Origin of the sequence: Gordonia sp. 852002-10350_SCH5691597, from assembly GCF_001665715.1 — a bacterium.
GTDB classification, from domain to species: domain Bacteria; phylum Actinomycetota; class Actinomycetes; order Mycobacteriales; family Mycobacteriaceae; genus Gordonia; species Gordonia sputi.
On record NZ_LZMO01000254.1, the window covers coordinates 1 to 20,333 of the forward strand.

General features: G+C 65.6%; 17 protein-coding genes and 1 tRNA gene. 11 read left to right on the plus strand and 7 right to left on the minus strand.

Annotated features, from left to right (window positions below):
• The first annotated feature begins 220 nt into the window (after positions 1–220).
• Positions 221–958 carry an IclR family transcriptional regulator gene (locus A5777_RS18680; RefSeq protein WP_064863792.1) on the plus strand — a complete coding sequence of 246 codons (738 nt, stop codon included), beginning with the start codon at positions 221–223 and terminating at the stop codon, positions 956–958.
• Between the two features lie 4 nt (positions 959–962).
• Here the strand turns inward: A5777_RS18680 and arsC are convergent, their stop codons facing one another.
• From arsC to glmU, 4 genes are read right to left on the minus strand one after another with little or no spacing between them, the layout of a single operon-like run.
• Positions 963–1,337, minus strand: coding sequence for an arsenate reductase (glutaredoxin) (gene arsC / locus A5777_RS18685; RefSeq protein ID WP_005207217.1), 375 nt, complete (start codon positions 1,335–1,337; stop codon positions 963–965).
• 10 nt (positions 1,338–1,347) lie between these two features.
• Positions 1,348–2,547: an MFS transporter gene (locus tag A5777_RS18690; protein WP_005207218.1), complete on the minus strand. Its 1,200-nt coding sequence runs from the start codon at positions 2,545–2,547 to the stop codon at positions 1,348–1,350.
• A gap of 25 nt (positions 2,548–2,572) precedes the next feature.
• Positions 2,573–3,550: a ribose-phosphate diphosphokinase gene (locus A5777_RS18695; protein ID WP_005207219.1), complete on the minus strand. Its 978-nt coding sequence runs from the start codon at positions 3,548–3,550 to the stop codon at positions 2,573–2,575.
• A 57-nt stretch (positions 3,551–3,607) separates the two neighbouring features.
• Entirely contained in the window at positions 3,608–5,083 is a 1,476-nt protein-coding gene (gene glmU, locus A5777_RS18700; RefSeq protein WP_064863793.1) for a bifunctional UDP-N-acetylglucosamine diphosphorylase/glucosamine-1-phosphate N-acetyltransferase GlmU, read from the minus strand.
• A 212-nt stretch (positions 5,084–5,295) separates the two neighbouring features.
• On the opposite strand from glmU, the gene fabG reads away from it, so the two are divergent.
• From fabG to A5777_RS18715, 3 genes are all read left to right on the plus strand, one after another.
• On the plus strand, positions 5,296–6,051 hold the full coding sequence (gene fabG, locus A5777_RS18705) for a 3-oxoacyl-ACP reductase FabG (RefSeq protein ID WP_064863794.1): 756 nt from the start codon (positions 5,296–5,298) through the stop codon (positions 6,049–6,051).
• A 207-nt stretch (positions 6,052–6,258) separates the two neighbouring features.
• Positions 6,259–6,330, plus strand: a tRNA-Gln gene (locus A5777_RS18710).
• Positions 6,331–6,554: 224 nt separating this feature from the next.
• On the plus strand, positions 6,555–7,343 hold the full coding sequence (locus A5777_RS18715; RefSeq protein WP_064863795.1) for a hypothetical protein: 789 nt from the start codon (positions 6,555–6,557) through the stop codon (positions 7,341–7,343).
• Between the two features lie 118 nt (positions 7,344–7,461).
• Here A5777_RS18715 and A5777_RS18720 read toward each other — a convergent pair whose 3' ends face one another.
• The gene (locus A5777_RS18720) at positions 7,462–8,841 is read right to left on the minus strand and encodes an aspartate aminotransferase family protein (RefSeq protein ID WP_064863796.1); all 1,380 of its coding nucleotides are present in this window, start codon (positions 8,839–8,841) and stop codon (positions 7,462–7,464) included.
• Positions 8,842–8,872: 31 nt separating this feature from the next.
• Positions 8,873–10,366, minus strand: a complete 1,494-nt coding sequence (locus A5777_RS18725) for a CoA-acylating methylmalonate-semialdehyde dehydrogenase (protein ID WP_064863797.1) — start codon at positions 10,364–10,366, stop codon at positions 8,873–8,875.
• A gap of 167 nt (positions 10,367–10,533) precedes the next feature.
• Between A5777_RS18725 and A5777_RS18730 the strand changes: the two genes are divergently transcribed.
• The 5 genes from A5777_RS18730 to A5777_RS18750 all read left to right on the plus strand — a co-directional run bounded on the left by A5777_RS18730 (position 10,534) and on the right by A5777_RS18750 (position 18,508).
• Positions 10,534–12,156 (plus strand): PucR family transcriptional regulator, encoded by a 1,623-nt coding sequence (locus A5777_RS18730; RefSeq protein WP_064863798.1) that lies wholly within the window; start codon positions 10,534–10,536, stop codon positions 12,154–12,156.
• Between the two features lie 156 nt (positions 12,157–12,312).
• Positions 12,313–13,011, plus strand: coding sequence for a YceI family protein (locus A5777_RS18735; protein WP_064863799.1), 699 nt, complete (start codon positions 12,313–12,315; stop codon positions 13,009–13,011).
• Positions 13,012–13,257: 246 nt separating this feature from the next.
• Complete coding sequence (locus A5777_RS18740) at positions 13,258–14,871, plus strand: ABC transporter substrate-binding protein (protein ID WP_064863800.1); 1,614 nt, start codon at positions 13,258–13,260, stop codon at positions 14,869–14,871.
• A complete protein-coding gene (locus A5777_RS18745; RefSeq protein WP_064863801.1) occupies positions 14,868–15,833 on the plus strand; it encodes an ABC transporter permease in 966 nt (321 codons plus the stop codon). The genes A5777_RS18740 and A5777_RS18745 overlap by 4 nt, the downstream gene beginning before the upstream one ends.
• The gene (locus A5777_RS18750; RefSeq protein ID WP_064863802.1) at positions 15,830–18,508 is read left to right on the plus strand and encodes an ABC transporter ATP-binding protein/permease; all 2,679 of its coding nucleotides are present in this window, start codon (positions 15,830–15,832) and stop codon (positions 18,506–18,508) included. Before A5777_RS18745 ends, A5777_RS18750 begins: the two co-directional genes overlap by 4 nt.
• A 21-nt stretch (positions 18,509–18,529) precedes the next feature.
• Here A5777_RS18750 and A5777_RS18755 read toward each other — a convergent pair whose 3' ends face one another.
• A complete protein-coding gene (locus A5777_RS18755) occupies positions 18,530–18,880 on the minus strand; it encodes a UBP-type zinc finger domain-containing protein (protein ID WP_064863803.1) in 351 nt (116 codons plus the stop codon).
• A 147-nt stretch (positions 18,881–19,027) separates the two neighbouring features.
• Here A5777_RS18755 and msrB point away from each other — a divergent pair, with 147 nt between their 5' ends.
• Both msrB and msrA read left to right on the plus strand, forming a co-directional pair.
• Complete coding sequence (gene msrB / locus A5777_RS18760; protein WP_064863804.1) at positions 19,028–19,510, plus strand: peptide-methionine (R)-S-oxide reductase MsrB; 483 nt, start codon at positions 19,028–19,030, stop codon at positions 19,508–19,510.
• The gene (gene msrA, locus A5777_RS18765) at positions 19,507–20,061 is read left to right on the plus strand and encodes a peptide-methionine (S)-S-oxide reductase MsrA (protein WP_064863805.1); all 555 of its coding nucleotides are present in this window, start codon (positions 19,507–19,509) and stop codon (positions 20,059–20,061) included. Before msrB ends, msrA begins: the two co-directional genes overlap by 4 nt.
• Positions 20,062–20,333: the final 272 nt, after the last annotated feature.

Here is a 20,333-nt window from a genome sequence, read left to right on the forward strand (position 1 = left end):
TTCGGCACCGGCGTCGGACACGGTCGGGTTCTCGGCGTCGTCTACGTCGCGTCGATGGTCGTGGTGACGGCGCTCGTGCTGTTCGTCGCGCGGCGCAGTCCTCGACTGCTCGCCGGTGTCGGTGTCTTCGATGCGACGACGAGCGCCGACATCCTGACCACGGCGACGCTGCGGTGAGCAGGGGAGGGAATCGGTCGTCGAACCGGGGTGAGGGGGCGAGATGGCGATAGGTCGTGCGCCGAAATCGGATTCGGTGGTGCGCGCGCTGCAGATCATCGAGACCGTCGCAGACCTCGGCATCGGTACGACGGCCCGCGACATCGCCGAGCGCCTCGACCTCCCGTCCGCGAGCACCTACCGCCTGCTCAACAGTCTCGTCGCCGACGAGTTCCTGGTGCGGACAGCCGATTTGCGTGGTTTCGCGATCGGCACCCGTCTCGCCTCCTTCGTCGACGGGGTCGCCACGCCGCCCGTCCCTGCTCGCGCGGCCGAGCGCCTCGACGACTTCCGGGGCTCGGTACGCTTCGCCGTCCATCTGCTCTACTTCAGGCCCGCCTCGGTGCGCGTCCTCGACGCCGACCCCGACCATCCGCTCGACGGCGTCGGCGAGCTCATGCGGTATCTGCACGCGTCGGCCGCGGGCAAACTGCTGCTCGCGTCGCTGTCGCAGTGGCGCGACGCGCTGGAGATGCCGCTGCAACCCGTCACGCCCGCCACGATCATCGACCTGGCGCGGCTCGAGGAGCAGATCGCCGAGATCCGACGCACCGACGTCGCGGTCGACGACGGTGAACTGGTGGTGCACCACGCCCATCTCGCCGTGCCGATCTACGACGTCGACGGTGCGGTCCGCGGTGCGGTGATGATCGGCGGGGTGTCGAGCAGGCTCGAGGCGATCTGCTCACTCACCGACGCCGCGCGCGGGCTGGCGAATACCGTCGGACCGCTGCTGTTCTGAGCGGTCAGAGGATCTCGTCGAGCTTGTCGAGTGGGCGAGCGAGGCGAGTTCCCTTGTCGGTCACCACAAACGGACGTTCGACGAGGATCGGGTGCGCGACCATCTCGTCGAGCAGTTTCTCATCCGACGCGGCGTCGAGGTCGAGTTCCTTGTAGAGCGCCTCGCGCTTGCGTGCGGCCTGGCGAACCGTGACGCCGGCATCGGCGAAGAGCTTCTCGAGTTGCTCGCGGGTGTACGGCTCGTCGACGTACTTCACGATCGTCGGCTCGACACCCTCGTCGCGGAGGCGCTGTAGGGCTTTGCGGGAGGTCGAGCACTTCGGGTTGTGGTAGATCGTCGCGGTCTCGGTGTTGCCAGTCGCCTCGCGCCCAGTGTTCATGGCGGCAACCTTACCCAGGCACTGCGGCCGGATCGTCGGGGCTCACGCGCGTGGGGAGGGTGAGTGCGACGGCAAGCGCGACCGTCGCGCACACGGCTCCCACGATGACGGGTGCGAGCGCGCCGCCGCGCTCGATCGCGAGGGCACCGAGCAGAGCTCCGACACCGATCGAGAAATTGAACGTCGTGGAGTACAGCGTCGTCGCCGATTCCCGGTAGGCGGGCGCCACGCGGAACACCGTCGTCTGCAGGCCGATCGGGGCAGCGGCGTATCCGGCGGCCCAGACGAGGAGTCCGACGAGAGCCGCGGGAAGCCACAGACTCGCGACGGGCGTGAGTATCAGTGCACCCGCGAGGACTGCGATGATCGCCGCCAGCGACCACCGCACCGACTGCGTCCGGGTCAGGAACGCCCCGGCCGTGAAGTTGCCCGCGACCCCTGCCACGCCCATCACCAGCAGGACGACGCCGACCAGGTCGGCGTCGATTCCAATGATCTCCACGATGAACGGTGTGACGTAGGTGTAGGCGGCGTAGGCGCCGGTGATCAGCAGCGCGGTCACGATGAGGGTCGTTCGGAGATTGCGCATCCGCAGCAAGCGGGGGAGTCCGCGAAGCCCGATCGTCTCGCTGTCGCCGGGCACCGATCTCAGCAGTACGGCCAGGGCGGTCAGGGTCACCGCGCTCAATCCGGCGAGTGTCCAGTACGCGGCCCGCCAGCCGAACGCCTGCCCGATCACAGTGCCGACGGGCATGCCGAGCACCGACGCCAGCGACACCCCTGAGAACGCGATCGTGGTTGCGCGGACGGCAGCGTTCGGCGGCACCAGACGCACCGCGGTTGCGGCGACGATCGCCCACATCAACCCGAGGGCGACGCCGATCGCCATGCGGACCGCCACCAGCATCGTGTAATTCACGGCGAGTGCGGTGAGCGTGTTCCCGACGACGAAGGCGGCCATCACCGCGAGCAGGATCGGGCGACGGTCGAGGCGTCGTGTCGCCGTGGAGAGGGTGGGTGCACTGATCGCGGCCACGAACGCGAAGAACGTGACCGTGAGGCCGATGGTGCCCTCGGAGACGTCGAGGTCGGTGGCCATCGGACGGAGTAATCCAATGGGCATGATCTCGGTGGTGGTGATGGTGAACACACCGAGCCCAAGCGACACCACCGCCGCCCAATCGCGTCGGGCGGCGGTGGTCGTCAACATGGTTCGTTGATCGAGCTGGTCGAGATCAGGCGTTGCCGTCGAAAAGGCTTGTCACCGAACCGTGTTCGAACACCTCGCGGATGGTCTGTGCCAGCAGCGGGGCGATCGAGATCACGGTCAGCTTGTCGAAGCGCTTCTCCTGCGGGATCGGGAGCGTGTCGGTCACGATGACCTCGTCGGCCTCGGAGTTGGCGAGGCGCTCGGCGGCCGGATCGGAGAAGACCGCGTGCGTCGTGGCGATGATGACGTCGCCCGCGCCCGCTTCCTTCAGCTTCGAGACCGCGCCGACGATGGTGCCGCCGGTGTCGATCATGTCGTCGATGACCACGCAGGTGCGGCCTTCGACCTCACCGACGACGCGGTGCGCGACGATCTGGTTGGCGACCATCGGGTCACGGGTCTTGTGGATGAACGCGACCGGCGCGCCGCCGAGTGCGTCCGACCACTTCTCGGCCACGCGCACACGACCCGAATCCGGCGAGACGACGACGAGGTTCTCGATGCCGTACTTGCCGCGGACGTAGTCGGAAAGCTGTCCCTGAGCGTGCATGTGGTCGACGGGGCCGTCGAAGAAGCCCTGGATCTGATCGGTGTGCAGGTCGACCGAGATGATGCGGTCGGCGCCTGCGGTCTTCATCAGGTCGGCGATGAGGCGGGCCGAGATCGGTTCACGGCCGCGGGCCTTCTTGTCCTGACGTGCGTACGGGTAGAAAGGCAGGATCACGCTGATGCGCTTGGCCGAGCCACGCTTGAGCGCGTCGATCATGATCAGCGCCTCCATCACCCACTCGTTGAGCGGGGCGGGGCAGCTCTGGATCACGAACGCATCCGAACCGCGCACCGACTCCTCGTAGCGAACGAAGATCTCGCCGTTGGCGAAGTTCCGCGCGGTCTGCGGTGTCAGCTTGATGCCGAGTTCGTCGGCGACAGCCTGCGCGAGGTCGGGGTGTGCACGCCCCGAGAACAGCATCAGGTTCTTCTGGTTGTCGGTGGTCCAGGTCATGGAAACTCTTCTACTCGATCGTCGGCCGGTGGGTGGCTCTGCCAGCGGGTCACGTGGCTAGGAGCCGGGCTGTTCGGGCTGAGTATCGGCCGCGCCTGCCTCGATCGCTGCGCGTGCGGCAGCCGTATCGGGGCGTTTGCGGGGTACCCAACCGTCGATGTTGCGTTGTGGACCCGACGAGACCGCGAGGGCGCCGGGCGGGACATCGTCCCGAATGACCGTACCTGCCCCGGTATAGGCGCCGTCACCGACCTGCACCGGAGCGACGAACATGTTGTCCGAACCCGTCCGGCAATGCGACCCGATCACCGTCTGGTGCTTGTTCACGCCGTCGTAGTTGACGAAGACGCTCGACGCCCCGATGTTGGACTCCTCGCCGATCGTCGCGTCGCCGACATAGGTGAGGTGCGGAACCTTGCTACCTGCGCCGATGCTCGCTTTCTTGGTCTCGACGAAGGTGCCGATCTTGCCCCGCGCACCCAATTCGGTGCCCGGCCGCAAGAATGCGAACGGACCGACCGACGCGTCGTCGCCGATGGTTGCCTCGGAGCCGTGGGTGCGGATCACCGACGCGCCGCGTCCGACCACGACGTCGGTCAGCGTGGTGTCGGGGCCGACGACGGCATCCTCGGCGATGCGGGTGCGACCGTGCAGCTGGGTACCGGGTTCGATCCGGACGTCGGACTCGATCTCCACGTCGACGTCGATCCACGTGCTTGCCGGATCGACGACGGTGACGCCCGTGAGCTGGTGACGTCGCACGATCGTCGCGTTGAGCGCGGCGCCGAGTGCGGACAGCTGTGCGCGGTCGTTGCAGCCGGCGACGACGAGCGGGTCGTCGACGATGTGCGCGCGGACGGTCTTGCCCGCCGTACGTGCAATCTCGATGACGTCGGTCAGGTAGAACTCGCCCTGCGCGTTGTCGGTGGAGAGCTGTTGCAGCGCGGTTCGCAACGCGTCGGCGTCGAAAGCGTAGATACCCGCGTTGACCTCGGTGATCGCGCGCTGCGCGTCGGTTGCGTCCTTCTCCTCGACGATTGCCTGCACCGATCCGTCGTTGGTGCGGATGATGCGTCCGTAACCGGTCGGTTCGTCGGCGATGAACCCGGTCAGCGTGACTGCTGCGCCCTCGCCGGCGGTGTGTGTGGCGACGAGATCCTCGATCGTCTGGCCATCGAGGAGCGGGATGTCGGCGGCGGTCACGATCACGGTGCCTGCGAAGTCGTCGGGGAGTGCGGTCAGACCTGCACGCGCTGCGTCGCCTGTCCCGGCGGGCGAATCCTGCACGGCCACAACAACCTCGGTGCCGAGCTCATCGGCGATCTCATTGACGGCCGCAGTGACGCGTTCGCGTTCGTGGCCGACGACGGCGACGAGTTGATCGGCGGAAGCCGACGCCGCACCGTGCAGCACGTGACCGACGAGTGAGCGTCCGCCGATGGCGTGCAGGATCTTCGGCGTCTTGGACTTCATCCGAGTGCCCGCGCCTGCGGCGAGGACGATCACGGCTGTCGCTGCTGACTTCTCTGTCATGTCCACCTCCGGGATTCGACGACTGCGCGCCGCGCGCACCGACTGACCGCGTCCGGCGTGGCGACGGACCGATACTACTGACTCGTTGACGACGCAGAAGCGTCAGTGCAGGTAGTGGCCGGGGTGCAGGTGGTGATGGCCACCCGAACGGCGACTGATAGAACCGAGGGGACGCACGTCACAGGAGACGTACACGCAATGGAGGAGTTCGCATGAGCACTCAGAAGACAGCAATCGTGACCGGATCGGGTCGGGGCATCGGCGCGGCGGTGGCCAAGCGCCTCGCCGACGACGGTCTGGCCGTCGCCGTTCTCGACATCACCGAGGAGGCCGCAGCCGACACCGCCAAGGCGATCAACGACGCAGGCGGCAAGGCGATCGCCGTCGGCGCAGACGTCTCCGACGAGGCGTCGGTCAACGCGGCCGTCGAGAAGGTCGCCGCCGAGCTCGGCGCACCGACGGTGCTGGTGAACAACGCGGGCATCCTGCGCGACAACCTGCTGTTCAAGATGAGCGTCGACGACTGGGACGCCGTCATGGGCGTGCACCTGCGCGGCGCCTTCCTGATGAGCCGCGCATGCCAGAAGTACATGGTCGACGCCGGTTGGGGCCGCATCGTGAACCTGTCGTCGACCTCCGCTCTGGGCAACCGCGGCCAGGCCAACTACTCCGCAGCCAAGGCGGGTATGCAGGGCTTCACCAAGACTCTGGCGATCGAGCTGGGCAAGTTCGGCGTGACCGCCAACGCGATCGCCCCCGGCTTCATCGAGACCGACATGACAGCGGCGACCGCTGCCCGCGTCGGCATGGACTTCGAGGAGTTCAAGAAGCTGAACGCCTCCGCCATCCCCGTCGCCCGCACCGGCAAGCCCGAGGACATCGCCCACACCGCCTCGTTCTTCGCCTCCGAGGGCGCAGGCTTCGTCTCCGGCCAGGTCATCTACGTCGCCGGCGGCCCGAAGGACTGAGGGTCGGTCGGGCGCGGGCCAGCCGCGCCGCGCAAACGCGGGCCGTTCTGGAGAACGCGGCTGGTGCACCAGCCGCTTCTGCCAGTTCGGCCCGCGTCTGGCGTGGGGTCCGCGGCGCCGGTTGCGCGGCGTGTGCTGGTTGAGATCGCCGCGGCCACCCGTGGCACAATCGTCAGCCGTGCCTGTGGCACACTTCTAGGCGAGTAATCCCCCATGGTGTAATCGGCAACACTTCTGATTTTGGTTCAGGCATTCCAGGTTCGAGTCCTGGTGGGGGAGCAAAACAGGTCTTGCACAGCGATGTGGTGATCGGCCCGACGAGTAGGCCGGTCGAGAATCCCGCAGAAATCTCGCAAATGGTTCCGGACTGACCAGACTGGGCGGGATTTCACGGTAAGGACTGTGCCCGACCGCGTCGGTGTGGAGACTCGACGACGTGGGTGATGCCACTGGCCGCTGAGTGAGGCAGTCGAAGAGTTCCAGCAGTCCGTAAACTCGGACATATGCCCCTCGACCTCCAGCAATCCGCGCGAGTCTCGGCACCCGTAGCGTGGGCCGTCCTCATCCTGTCCATCACCCAGGCACTGGCCGTGTTTCTCCCACTGGCGCTCTTCGACGGTGAGCCCAACGACGATGGTGTCGACCTGTTCATCAGCCCCGCTGGCTACGCATTCGCGATCTGGGGCGTCATTTACGTGCTGTCGATCATCACCGCCGTCGTCTTCGTACAAAAGCGGCAGACCGGCACGCAGTTCGGGCAACGTCTCGCCGTCGACCTGGCCATCGCGTGCGGAGCCGCGACGCTGTGGTTGATCGTGTCGGCAGCCTCGATCGACTGGCTGCCCTCGATCCTGCTCACCGTCATGGCCATCGCATTGCTCGACGCCGCGCGCATCGCGGCACTTCCGGTCGAAAGCCATTCTTCGACAACCACTCTCGTCCGCGTCACGATCGGTATCTACGCGGGATGGGCAACCGCTGCGGTGTTCGTCAACTGGGCATCAGACATCGCACGTAGCGGTGCGGCCGACGAGTCGTCGGTCGGTTGGCAACTCGTGGTCCTGATCATCGCTGCGCTCGTAGCGGTCACCGTCACCTACCTTTACGGCAGTGTGCTTCCATCGCTGCCCATTACCCTTGCGTGGGCGCTGCTGGCCATCGCTGTGAATGCGTGGTCGACGTCGACTCCGATCGCGGTTGCCGCCGTCGTGGGCATTGTCGCTGTGGCACTGGCCTATTGGGCGTCGACGCGGCGGAGCTCCGTCTCAAAGGGCGCGCTGTCGCGGGCGTGAGCGGAGTCCATGCATCCGCTGTTGCAGTAGCGGAATTCACCCGAGAATCGACCGTATACGCGACGAAGCCCGGTTCCGACACGCGTCGGAACCGGGCTTCGTCGCGCCGGGGTGCCTCTCACAACGCAGCGTCGGCGACCTCCAGTGCGGCGTCGAGGATCGCGAGTCCTTCGCGGGCCTCGTCGTCGGAGATGGTGCATGGCGGGCAGACGTGGATGCGGTTGAAGTTCGCGAACGGCAGCATTCCACTCGACTTGCACGCTGCGATCACCTTGTTCATGGCATCGCTGCTAGCGCCGTAGGGGGCGAGTGGCTCGCGAGTCTCTGAGTCCTTGACCAATTCGACGGCCCAGAAGACACCTGCGCCACGTACCTCGCCGACGCTGGGATGCCGCGCTGCGATCCGCTCGAGCTCGGGACCGATCACCTCGGCGCCGACGCGTGCGGCATTCTCGACCATTCCCTCGTCGGCCATCGCGTTGATCGTCGCGACAGCGGCCGCGGTCGCGAGCGGGTGACCCGAGTAGGTCAGCCCGCCGGGGTACGGGGTCTCGGCGAAAGTTGCTGCGATGTGCGGACTTATCGCGACACCGCCGAGTGGGACGTAGCCCGAGTTGACGCCCTTGGCGAAGGTCAGCAGGTCGGGGACGATGGGGCCCTGCTCGTCGTCGCCGTGCTCGATTGCGAACCACTTGCCCGAGCGTCCGAATCCGGCCATCACCTCGTCGGCGATGAAAACGATGCCGTAGCGGTCGCAGATCTCCCGCACGCCGCGCAGGTAGCCGGGCGGCGGAATCATGATGCCCGCGGTGCCGGGAATGGTCTCCAGGATGATCGCCGCGATCTGAGAAGGACCTTCCATGCGGATGGTCTCTTCCAGGTGGTCGAGAGCGCGTTCACACTCCTGCTCCTGCGTTGTCGCATGGAAGCGCGAGCGGTACAGGAACGGCCCGAAGAAATGTACGACGCCAGCGTCGCCGTAGTCGTTGGGCCAGCGACGTGGATCGCCCGTCAGGTTCACCGCGGTGTCGGTGCCGCCGTGGTAAGAGCGATAGCGCGACAACACTTTTCGACGACCCGTGTGCAAGCGTGCCATGCGAACCGCGTGCTCGTTGGCGTCGGCGCCGCCGTTGGTGAAAAAGATCTGATTCAACTCACCGGGAGTCCGTTCGGCGATGAGCCGTGCGGCCTCCGAGCGCGCATCGTTGACGTGTGCAGGCGCGACGGTACACAACTTGGCGGCCTGCTCCGCGATCGCGGCGACGACCTTAGGGTGCTGGTGGCCGATGTTGGTGTTGACCATCTGCGACGAGAAGTCGAGAAGGCGATTGCCCTCGCCGTCCCACACGTAGCACCCCTCGGTGGCGGTGATCGTCATCGGATTGAGTTTCGCCTGCGCCGACCACGAGTGGAAGACGTGCTTGCGATCGAGCTCGTACGCCCGCTTGGCGGCATCGAGATCGATGGCGGGGCTGGTTCGCTCAGATTGAATGGTCATGTGCAGCAATCCGTTTCGAAATCGTTAGTGCTCAGGCGTTCTGGGGGAAGCCGAGGTTCAACCCTCCGTGGCTCGGGTCGAGCCAGCGGGTGGTGATGGCTTTGGTGCGTGTGAAGAAGTGTATTCCCTCGGTGCCGTGGGCGTGGCTGTCGCCGAACAGCGACGCTTTCCAGCCGCCGAAGCTGTAGTAGGCCATGGGCACGGGGATCGGGACGTTGATGCCGACCATGCCGACTTCGACTTCGTTGCCGAAGCGTCGGGCTGCGCCGCCGTCGTTGGTGAAGATCGCGGTGCCGTTGCCGTAAGGGTTGTTGTTGATCAGGTCGAGCGCTTCGTCGTAGGTGTCGACGCGGACGACCGACAGGACCGGCCCGAAGATTTCGTCGGTGTAGATGCTCATGTCGGGGGTGACGTTGTCGAAAAGCGTTGGTCCGAGCCAGAATCCGTCGGCGCCGCCATCGGCCTCGACCGTGCGGCCGTCGAGAACGACGGTGGCTCCGGCCTTTTCGCCTGCGTCGACGTAGCCGGCGACCTTGTCGCGGTGAGCCTTGGTGACCAGGGGTCCCATGTCGGCGTTGGTGGTGCCGTCGCCGGTGACGATGGTGGTGGCGCGTTCGGTGATCTTGGCGACGAGGTCGTCGGCGATGTCGCCGACGGCGACGGCCACCGAGATCGCCATGCAGCGTTCGCCTGCGGAACCGAATCCGGCGTTGACCATGGCGTCTGCGGCGAGGTCGAGGTCGGCGTCGGGCAGGATGATGGCGTGGTTCTTCGCGCCGCCGAGAGCCTGGACGCGCTTACCGTTGGCGGTTCCGGTGGCGTACACGTACTGGGCGATGGGGGTGGAGCCGACGAAGCTGACTGCCTTGATGCTCTTGTTGGTCAGCAGTTCGTCGACGGCGGTCTTGTCGCCCTGCAGGACGTTGAATACGCCGTCGGGCAGGCCTGCTTCTTTCCAGAGTTCGGCCAGCCAGATCGATGCGCTTGGGTCCTTTTCCGACGGCTTGACGACGACGGTGTTGCCTGCGGCGATGGCGATGGGAAAGAACCACATGGGGACCATGGCGGGGAAGTTGAACGGGCTGATGATGGCGACGGGTCCGAGTGGCTGGTGTACGGAGTGGATGTCGACGTTGGTCGAGGCGTTCTCGGTGTAGCCGCCCTTGAGGAGATGTGGGATGCCGCAGGCGAATTCGACGACCTCCTGCCCGCGGCTGATCTCACCGAGGGCATCGGAGAGCACCTTGCCGTGCTCGGCGGTGATGATCGCCGCCAACTCCTGCTTGCGTTCGTTGAGCAGTTCACGGAATCGGAACAGCACCGCCGTGCGCTTGGCCAACGACGTATCCCGCCACGCGGGGAACGCGTCGGCAGCGGCGGCGATGACGGTGCGCGCATCCGCGTCGGACGCCAGCGCGACCTCAGCGGTCACGACGCCGGTTGCCGGATTGGTGACCGGGGCGGTCGCCGTCGAATCCCCGGCGAACGCTTTGCCGTCACGCCAGTGCTGCACGATCGCTGTCATCAGAACTCCTCCACAAGAACGGACTTTGGCACGCGACCCACGGCGGGCAGAGTCGTCGTACGAGTACCTTCCATTCTGGGTCAGAACAGGCGGTTTGGCGCGCTACACTCTGTCAGTGAAATTCGAAGACCTCTTACACCTCGTAAAGTCCCCTTCGTGAGATTCCGATGACTCTCACTGTCGGCGACGTCATCGATCTGCCGGTGATCCGTGCCGGGCTCCCCGACGTGTTGAGCACAGCCGGCGCGGAGCGCACGGTGAGGTGGGTGCACGTCAGCGACCTCGGCGATCTCGGGCACCTGCTCGAGGGCGGAGAACTCGTCCTGACCACGGGCGAAGCCCTACGGCGTGATCCGCGACGGTACCTCGAGAACCTTGCTCGTGCGGGCGCGCTCGGGGTGATCGCCGAGTTCGACGATTCGTTCCCGATACCGCCGGAGATCGGGCCGGTGGCCGTCGAGTTGGGCTTGACCGCCGTAGTGTTGCGCCGGGAGATCAAGTTCGTGGAGGTGACCGAACAGGTCCACCGCAGCCTGGTTGCCGAACAGTACGCCGCCGTCGAGTTCGCGCACCGCACTCACGAGACGTTCACGCAACTCACCATGCGTCGTGCGTCGCCGGCAGAGATCACGAACAGCGTTGCAGCGCTGCTAGATTCACCCGTCGTATTGGAGAACCTGCAACATCACGCGGTGGCGTCGGCTGGAGCATCGGCGGCATCGCTACTTCATGACTGGGAACGTCGTTCGCGGCTGCATGCATCTGACACAGCGTCGAATGATGTTCCGGGGCGGGCGCTGTGGACGATCGTCGACGTCGGTCGCGCCGACGACCACTGGGCCAGGCTGATCGTTCCCGAATCGCACGCCGACCAGCAGCGAACGGCGATGGTGCTCGAGCGCGCCGCGCAGGCGCTCGTGATGCATCGGATGGCCGAGCGTGGCCGCCTCGACATCGAGCGGCAGGCACAGGCAGGACTCGTCGACGACGTTCTGCAAGAACGCATTCGAGACGAGGGTGAGGTTGCGGCACGGGCATTCGCCCTCGGCCTGCGCGAAGCCAACGAGTACGTGCCGATCTCGGTGCGAGTGCCCGGCTGGCCGGCCAGTGACGATCCGATCGCCACACGACGTCGCACCGCGCAGTTGCTCGACGTCGTGGTGCGGGTTGTCGGGGCTCAGGGACACAGTGCACTCTTCTCCGCGCGCGACGCCGGAGAGGTCCTGGTGGTGCTCGCGTTGACGACGCCACGTGGCAGGTCGCGCCAACACTCACTCGACGCTCTCGCGGCTGCCACTCGTCGCGACGTCGAGCGAACGGTTGGCCACGCAGGTGCGGTTTATGGCCTGGGCGCGCCCGGACGGCAGGTGATGTCGACGATCCACACGCTGCTTCAGGCGTCCCAGGTGGCCGAGGTCGCGGCCGGGATGCCGACGTCGGAGCGTGTCGTCTTCGGTGTGCAGGACATCGGAATTCGCGGATTGATCTCGCTCCTGCGCGACGATCCTCGGTTGCAGCGGTTCGCCGAATCGGAACTGCGCGACCTGGTGCTCGACGACATCAACACCGGAGGAGATCTGCTCGACGTGCTGCGCGGCTACGTGCAGCATGTCGGCAACAAGTCGGCGCTCGCGTCTCATCTACACATGAGCCGGCCGTCGTTGTACGCCAAGCTCTCTCGCATCGAACAGATACTCGGCGTAGACCTTGCTGACGGTGAGTCGGTCACCTCGCTGCACGTCGCTCTGCTCATTCTCGACGGGCGATCACAGGGTGCGGCAACTATTTAGCCGCAAGAAACGTTCCGGACTGCGGTCCGTTTTGCAATGCAACTATGTCCGAATTTTCAGGTGATCGTAAGAAAACGGTGGTGAGGTAAGCCTTATGACACCTCCAGAGACGATCACCGCCCCGGACTACGCCTCCACGATCGAGGAGGTTGCGCGATGAAGCGACGCTACCTGTGGTGGGGACTCGGAACGCTGGTCGCGCTCATAATCGTCGTCGTCGCGGCAGGTCCGTGGGCGTACTCCAAGTGGATTGCGGGCGACGCGGACGAGGAACTCAAGCTCCCGACGTCGACGCAGGCGGCGTCGGAGAGCGTCGACGGCGCATGGACGATCGTGCCCGGACCCTCCGCCGACGCGACCCGAACGCAGGCCGGATATCGAGTCGACGAGACGCTACGTGGGCAACCCGTCATGGTGAACGGCCGCACGACATCTGTGACCGGCACGGCGACGGTGGCGTCGTCGAAGTTGGAGAACGCCGACATCACGGTCGACGTCGCGTCCATCACCAGTCCGGAATCGATGCGCGACAACCGGTTCCGCGGTGAGTCGATCATGGACACCGAGAAGTATCCGACCGCGACGTGGAAATTGACTCAGCCGGTGGATATTTCGTCTGTCCCCGAATCTGGCCAGCCGCAGGCCGTTCAGGCAACCGGAGATATCACCATCAAGGGTGTGACCAAGTCAGTAACGACGACGCTGAATATCCAGCGATCCGGGGCATCTGTGATCGTGCAGGGATCGATACCCGTCACGTGGACCGACTTCGGCGTCACCCCACCGTCACTGGGCTTCGTCGAGGTGGAGAAGACCGGCAGCATCGAGTTCCTGGTGAACCTCGAGAAGAAGTGAGCGGTGGTCTCGACAGGCTCGACCAGCGGTGTACGGCTCGACCCTTTCCGCTGGTTGAGCCGGCCGCGAGCGTAGCGAGCAGCCGAGTCGAAACCACATGCCTGCGCGGGGGTGGTCTCGACAAGCTCGACCAGCGGGGGCGTCGGACACGCGGGGGCGCCCCTTACGCTTGCGAACATTCGGTAAGCGCGGCAGACTCCAACACGGACCACAGCGTCGCCGCGGCGCGGGAGGGATCGCGATCGGATGACCGACGAGCGCCAGCAGTGCAGGTCATCTCCGTCCGTCTCATCTACCCCGCTTAACCGTCGTCGATTCTTCACTCTGAGCGCCGCAGCGGGCGTGGGTGTGTTCGGAGCGTCTGCGCTGAGCGCGTGCTCGCCCGGCTCTGGTTCGGGATTGGCTGGTTCTGCCAACACGATTCGGGCCGCGATCGCAGGTGAACCAGATCAACTCGATCCACACAAAACCTCCGCGTACTTCTCCTTCGAGGTACTCGAGAACGTCTTCGACACTCTCGTCGAACCCAACGAAAAGCTCGAGATGGTCCCTGCGCTCGCGCAGAGCTGGCAGGTCAATCCCGAAGAGACGCAATACACTTTCACGCTGCGCCCGAACGTTCGGTGGCACAACGGTGAGCCGCTGACCGCATCCGACGTCGTCTACTCCTATCGGCGGATCATCGACGGTGAGCTCTCGGCGTCGTGGCGATTCGACAACGTTGCCACCATCACGGCACCCGACGATGCGCACGTCGTGATCACCACGCGCACGCCGAGTCCTAACCTGCTCAGCAGTATCGGTGGTTTCAAGGGTCTCGCGATCGTCAACAAACGCAACGTCGAGTCGGGGCAGATCCTCACACGTCCCATCGGCACCGGGCCGTTCTCGTTCGAATCACGTTCGCCGGCAACGTCGATCGTGCTCAAAGCCAATCCGGGCCACTGGTCGGGGGGACCGCATGTCGACGGCGTGGCCTTCAGTTTCATCTCCCAGGGGACGACGGCCGTCTCGTCGCTGCGTTCTGGCGAGGTCGACTGGACCGACGCCATCCCCGCGCAGCAACTGCGCATCCTCAACAGTGATGACGAGATCAACGTCGGAACCGTGACCGCCAACGACTACTGGTACGTCGCAATGAACTTCGCGCGTAAGCCGTTCGACGACCGACGCGTCCGGCAGGCGGTGGCCTACGCGATCGACCGCAAATCCATCGCGCAGGTGGTCGGCTACGGGACGGCGACACCGAATCAACTGGCGATTCCCAAGACCAGCCCGTGGTTCACACCCTACGACCGATTCACCGCCGGTCTGGATAGGGCAGCCGCGGTGGACAAGTCGCGGTCGCTGCTCCGTGACGCCGGGCATTCGTCGTTGTCGATGGGTCTGATGGTCTCCACCGAGTACCCCGAAACCGTCACGGCCGCACAGGTCATCGCGTCGAATCTCGCCGACGCCGGAATCAAGGTCACCATCGAGCAACTCGACTTCGGTGTCTGGCTCGACCGCCAATCCGCCGGGCAATTCGACTCGTTGCTGATGGGCTGGCTCGGCAACATCGACCCCGACGACTTCTATTACGCGCAGCATCATTCGGGCGGGACGTCGAACTCGCAGAAGTACTCCAATCCGGAGGTCGATCGGCTCCTCGACGCCGGACGTACCGAAGTCGACGTGGGCCGTCGTAAACAGATCTACGCCGACGTCTCGTCGCGGATCGCCGACGACGTCAGCTACCTCTATCTCTACAATCCGTCTGCCACGCAGGCGTTCTCGAAGTCGGTGCGCGACTACACCGTACGAGCCGACAAAGCCGTCCGATTCCGCGACGCCCGACTCGAGAGGGGAGGTGCGTCATGAGCGACTTCGGTTGGCCGCTCATCAGGTTCATTCTGATCCGACTGCTCTATACCGTCCTCGTGCTGATCGGCGTGACGATCGCGGTGTTCTTCCTGATGCAGATCGTGCCCGGTGATCCGGTCAAGATCGCGCTGGGCACCCGCTACACGCCCGAATCCTATGCGGCACTGCGCAGTGCGTCGGGGCTCGATCAGCCGTTGTTCACCCAACTCGTCCACTACATCGGCAACGCTGCGACCGGAGACCTTGGCGTCAGCTTCCGCAACAACGAACCGGTCACGCACATGCTGATGGACCGATTGCCCGCGACGATCGCACTTGCGGTCGCGGCCATTCTCGTCGCGCTGGTGATCGCGATTCCGTTCGGTACGTGGGCGGCGCTGCGCGAGGGTCGCGCTGCGGACAACACGATTCGCGTCGTGTCGCAGTTCGGCATCTCGGTGCCCGACTTCTGGATGGGCATTCTGCTCATCGCATTGTTTTCGACGTACCTCGGCTGGCTGCCGTCATCGGGATATCGTTCGCTCGCAGACGGATTCGTGCCGTGGATATCGCACCTGGTGCTGCCGGCGATCACCGTCGGCGTCGTCACCGGCGCCATCATGACTCGCTACGTACGTGCGGCCGTCCTCGAGGTGGCCAACGCACCGTACGTCACCACCGCGGAGTCCAAGGGGCTCAGCCGCAGACGAATCATGGTGTCGCACATCGGCCGCAACGCGTTGGTCCCGGTGCTCACCATCTCGGGTATCCAGCTCGCGGGCCTGCTCGGCGGCGTGATCGTCGTCGAAGTGGTCTTCGCCTGGCCAGGACTGGGACGACTCGTCTACGACTCCGTTGCCGCACGCGACTATCCGATGCTGCAGGGTGCGATCCTGCTCATCGCAGCGATCTTCCTCATCATCAATCTGATCGTGGACATCCTCTACGCCGTCATCGATCCGAGGATTCGGTTGTCATGAGCGAGCTACCCGAGCCAGAACGCACCGCACAGACCGCGCTCGACGACGCAGGCGAACCCACCTCCACAGGTTCCGGCAGCACCGACTCGGCGTGGCGACTTCTGCTGCGCAACAAGGCGTCGGTGGTCGGCATCGTCGTCATCCTGGTGATGGTCATCCTGGCGATCTTCGGTTCGTTCATCGGCCCGTACGGCGCCAACGACATCGACGTGCCGAATGCGCTGCAGGCGCCCAATTTCTCGCACCTGTTCGGCACCGACGACCTCGGCCGCGACGTGTTCTCGCGGGTGGTCCTCGCGGCGGCGGTGAGTATGCGTGTCGCTGTGATCGCCGTGACGATCTCGTTGGTCGCGGGCGTGATCATCGGCATGGTGTCGGGGTTCGCGGGCGGAATCACTGACACCGTGCTGATGCGGGTGATCGACGTCGTCTTCTCATTCCCGGTGATGTTGCTGGCCTTGGCGATCGTCGCGATCCTCGGCCCGGGCGTCACGTCGGCGACCATCGCCATCGGCATCGTCTACATCCCGATCTTCGCCCGCGTCGCACGCGCCGACACCCTGCGCGTCCGCGAAACACAGTTCGTGCAGGCCGCCCGGACGATGGGGGTGTCGACGCCCCGCATCCTGTTCGGCCATGTGCTGCCGAATATCTCGGGTCCCGTCGTGGTGCAGACGTCGATCTCGTTGGCCTTCGCGATCCTGTCGGAGGCGGCCCTGTCGTTCCTCGGACTCGGAGTGCAACCACCCGAACCCTCCTGGGGGCGCATGCTGTACGACGCCCAGGGCTTCCTCACCACCGCCTGGTGGATGGGCGTGTTCCCGGGCCTGGCGATCCTCGTGACCGTATTCGCCTTCAACCTGCTCGGCGACGGCGTGCGCGACGTCCTCGACCCTCGGCAACGAACTCTGTTGCGGAACCGGGGTAAAGCGGGTCGACGCCCCGCCACACACACTCCGAAGACAGCGACTCCCGAAGCGGCACAGGCAACGTCGGACACCGTGGCGCACGATGACGACCAGGGGCGGACCGACCCGGTGTTCTCCGTCTCGCAGCTCGTCGTCGGCGTCGGTCCACGGGAGATCGTGCACGGCATCGACTTTGCCGTGGCCAAGGGCGAAACGCTCGGCATCGTCGGCGAGAGCGGTTCGGGTAAGTCGCTGTCGGTGCTGTCGGCGACTGGGCTGTTCCACGCACCGAGCTCGTACGTCGACGGATCGTCGACTCTCGCTGGCACACAGGTGATCGGCGCCTCCCGCGCGGTTCTGCAGTCGCTGCACGGGGCGCGCGTGGGATTCGTGTTCCAGGACCCGTCGTCGAGCCTGAATCCGTTGCTCACCATCGAACAACAACTGACCGAGGGTCCGCGCCGGCACCTCGGATTGAGCCACACGCAAGCCCGCGAGCGTGCGGTGCAGTTGCTGACCGACGTCAACCTCCCCGACCCCGAGAGTCGTCTGCGTGCCTACCCGCACCAACTGTCCGGCGGTCAACGACAACGCGTGATGATCGCGATCGCGCTCTCCTGTGATCCCGACGTCCTCGTCGCCGACGAGGCGACCACCGCGCTCGACGTCACGACGCAGGCCCAGATCATCGACCTCGTCGCGCGGCTCCAACGCGAGCGTGGCATGGCGGTGGTGTGGATCAGCCACGATCTCGGAGTGATCGGACGGATCGCCGACCGCGTCGTCGTCCTTCGACAGGGTGAGGTCGTCGAAACCGGCGACGTCGCAGAGATATTCGCCCATCCGCAGCACGAATACACGCGCGAGCTGTTGGCGTCGCGTCCGCTGTTGTCGAAGGTCGACGATCGTGGCGACACCGACCTCGAGTCTGAAAAAGCTTCCACCACAACACCGCTCGTCAGCATCTCCGACCTGGACGTGCGGTTCGCGGTACGCACCTCGAGCGGTCGCGATGTGGTGCACGCGGTCAGCGACGTCACCCTCGACGTCGCGCGCGGAACGACACTCGGCATCGTCGGCGAATCGGGATCGGGCAAATCGACGATCGCAGGCGTCCTCACCGGGTTGACCACGACCGGCCACGGCACGGTGGTTCGTGGCAGCGCACGAATCACTGTGGAGGACAAGGAGATCGACGCCATCGGCGTCCACGGGGCCGAGCAGAAGGCGCTGCGTCGACGGGTTGCCATGGTGTTCCAGGACCCAGGCGCGTCGCTCGACCCACGGATGACTGTCGTCTCGTCGATCGGTGAGGCGCTACGCGCGCACAATCTGGTGTCAGGGAAGGACGCATTGCGGAGTCGCGCAACGCAATTGCTCGACGACGTCAGTCTGGACAATTCGTTCCTCGACCGCTACCCGCACGAACTCTCCGGCGGTCAGCGGCAACGTGTCTGCCTCGCCCGCGCACTCGCGTCCGACCCCGAGCTACTGATCCTCGACGAGTCGACGGCCTCGCTCGACGTGACGGTCCAGGCGTCGGTTCTCGATCTGCTCGCCGAACTTCAGCGCGAGCGCGGGCTGACGTACCTGTTCATCGCACACGACCTCGCCGTCGTCGAACAGATCAGCGACACGGTGGCCGTGATGGAGAAGGGCCGGGTCGTCGAGACGGGCCCGGCGTCGAAGATCCTGCATCACCCCGAGAGTGACTACACCCGGAAGCTGCTGGCCGCCATCCCGCCGGAGACGCCTGCCCGGGCCTGAACGCCGGGAGACGAGCGGCCGTCAACCGTGCAGCAGTTGCTGCCAATTCGACGGCACGCGGTCGGCCGGACCGGGTGCGGTCTGGTCGTCGGGATGGCTCGTCGGCGGAGCCAGCTCCGGGCCGCTGGCCATGGCCGAGTCCGGGAAGCTCCAGAACCAGTCCTCGCCGGGTTCGAGGCTCTGGATGTACGGGTGCCCCGTGTCGTCGGCGTGATGCGAGGCGTGTTGGCCGGGGGAGGAGTCGCAACATCCGACGTGGCCGCAGGCGGCGCAGCGTCGAAGATGAAACCACCAGCCGTCGGCGGCGTTGAGGCATTCAACGCAGCCGGTGCCCGACGGCGGGACTGTGGGATCGATCAGGTTCTCAGCCATAATCCGACGCTACGCTCGGGTGGAGACGAGTTCGACCCTCACGCGACTCGACTCTCACATGACTCTCAGAACCGTCGGGACCAAATCCGACGCGGCTGCTGTTGGAGTAGATGACATCGCAGCCAGCGGTGATCAGAAGGAGGATCAATGTCCCACGACTACCGCAAGAACCCACAGGCACTGGCGGCCCTCACCGCGGACCAGTACCGAGTGACCCAGGAGGACGGCACCGAGCCAGCGTTCCACAATGCCTACTGGGACAACCACGAGCCAGGCATCTATGTCGACGTTGTCTCCGGAGCTCCCCTGTTCAGCTCGCTCGACAAGTACGACAGCGGCACCGGATGGCCGAGTTTCACTCGCCCGATCAGCGACGACGCGGTCTCGACGCGCACCGACCGATCGCTGTGGATGAAGCGAACCGAGGTCCGCTCGGCGTACGCCGACAGCCACCTCGGCCATCTCTTCGACGACGGACCGCGAGCAGAAGGCGGCAAGAGGTACTGCATGAACTCGGCGTCGCTGCGGTTCATCCCCGTGGCCGAGCTCGACGAGCAGGGCTACGGCGAATACCGCCGCCTGTTCGAGACCACCGATAGTTCCGACACCACGCAGGAGAACGCATCATGACCAGTGGAAGCAACGACGACGGCCGCATCACCGAGCAGCCCGGCACCGAGACCGCCGTGCTCGCGGGAGGCTGTTTCTGGGGCGTCGAGGATCTGATTCGACGCCAGCCCGGCGTGCTCGCGACGCGCGTCGGCTACACCGGCGGCAGCAACGACCACCCGACCTACCGAAATCATCCCGGGCACGCCGAGGGGGTGGAGATCGTCTTCGATCCGACGCAGACGAGCTACCGCGACATCCTCGCGTTCTTCTTCCAGATCCACGATCCGACGACGAAGAACCGACAGGGCAACGACGTCGGCAGCAGCTACCGCTCGGCGATCTTCCCGGTGACACCCGAGCAGGAGCGCGTCGCGCGGGACACCATCGCCGACGTCGACGCCTCGGGCCTCTGGCCGGGTCGGGCGGTCACCACGATCGAGCCGGCGGGTCCGTTCTGGGAGGCCGAGCCCGAGCACCAGGACTACCTGGTGCGCTACCCCAACGGCTACACCTGCCACTGGCCCCGGCCGGACTGGGTGCTCCCGCACCGCGACGAGGCGCACGCCTGATTTGATCTGCCCCGACGGGGAACGGCCCGGTCACCGAATGCTCGGTGGCCGGGCCGTTCGCGGTCTGCGGGGCCGCAGAATGTCGCGGAAGGGGGTCCGGCCGCGCAGGAAGTAGGGGAATGGTGGTCCGGGGCTGCAGAATCTCGCGGAAGGATCGTCGAGCGGTGCTGGAACTCGCGGAAGGGCCGTCGGGCGGCGCAGAAAGTAGGGGAAGGATTCTTTCCGTGGGTTGTGTACGTTTCCCCGTGTTGTGTCTGGGGAAAAGGTAAAAA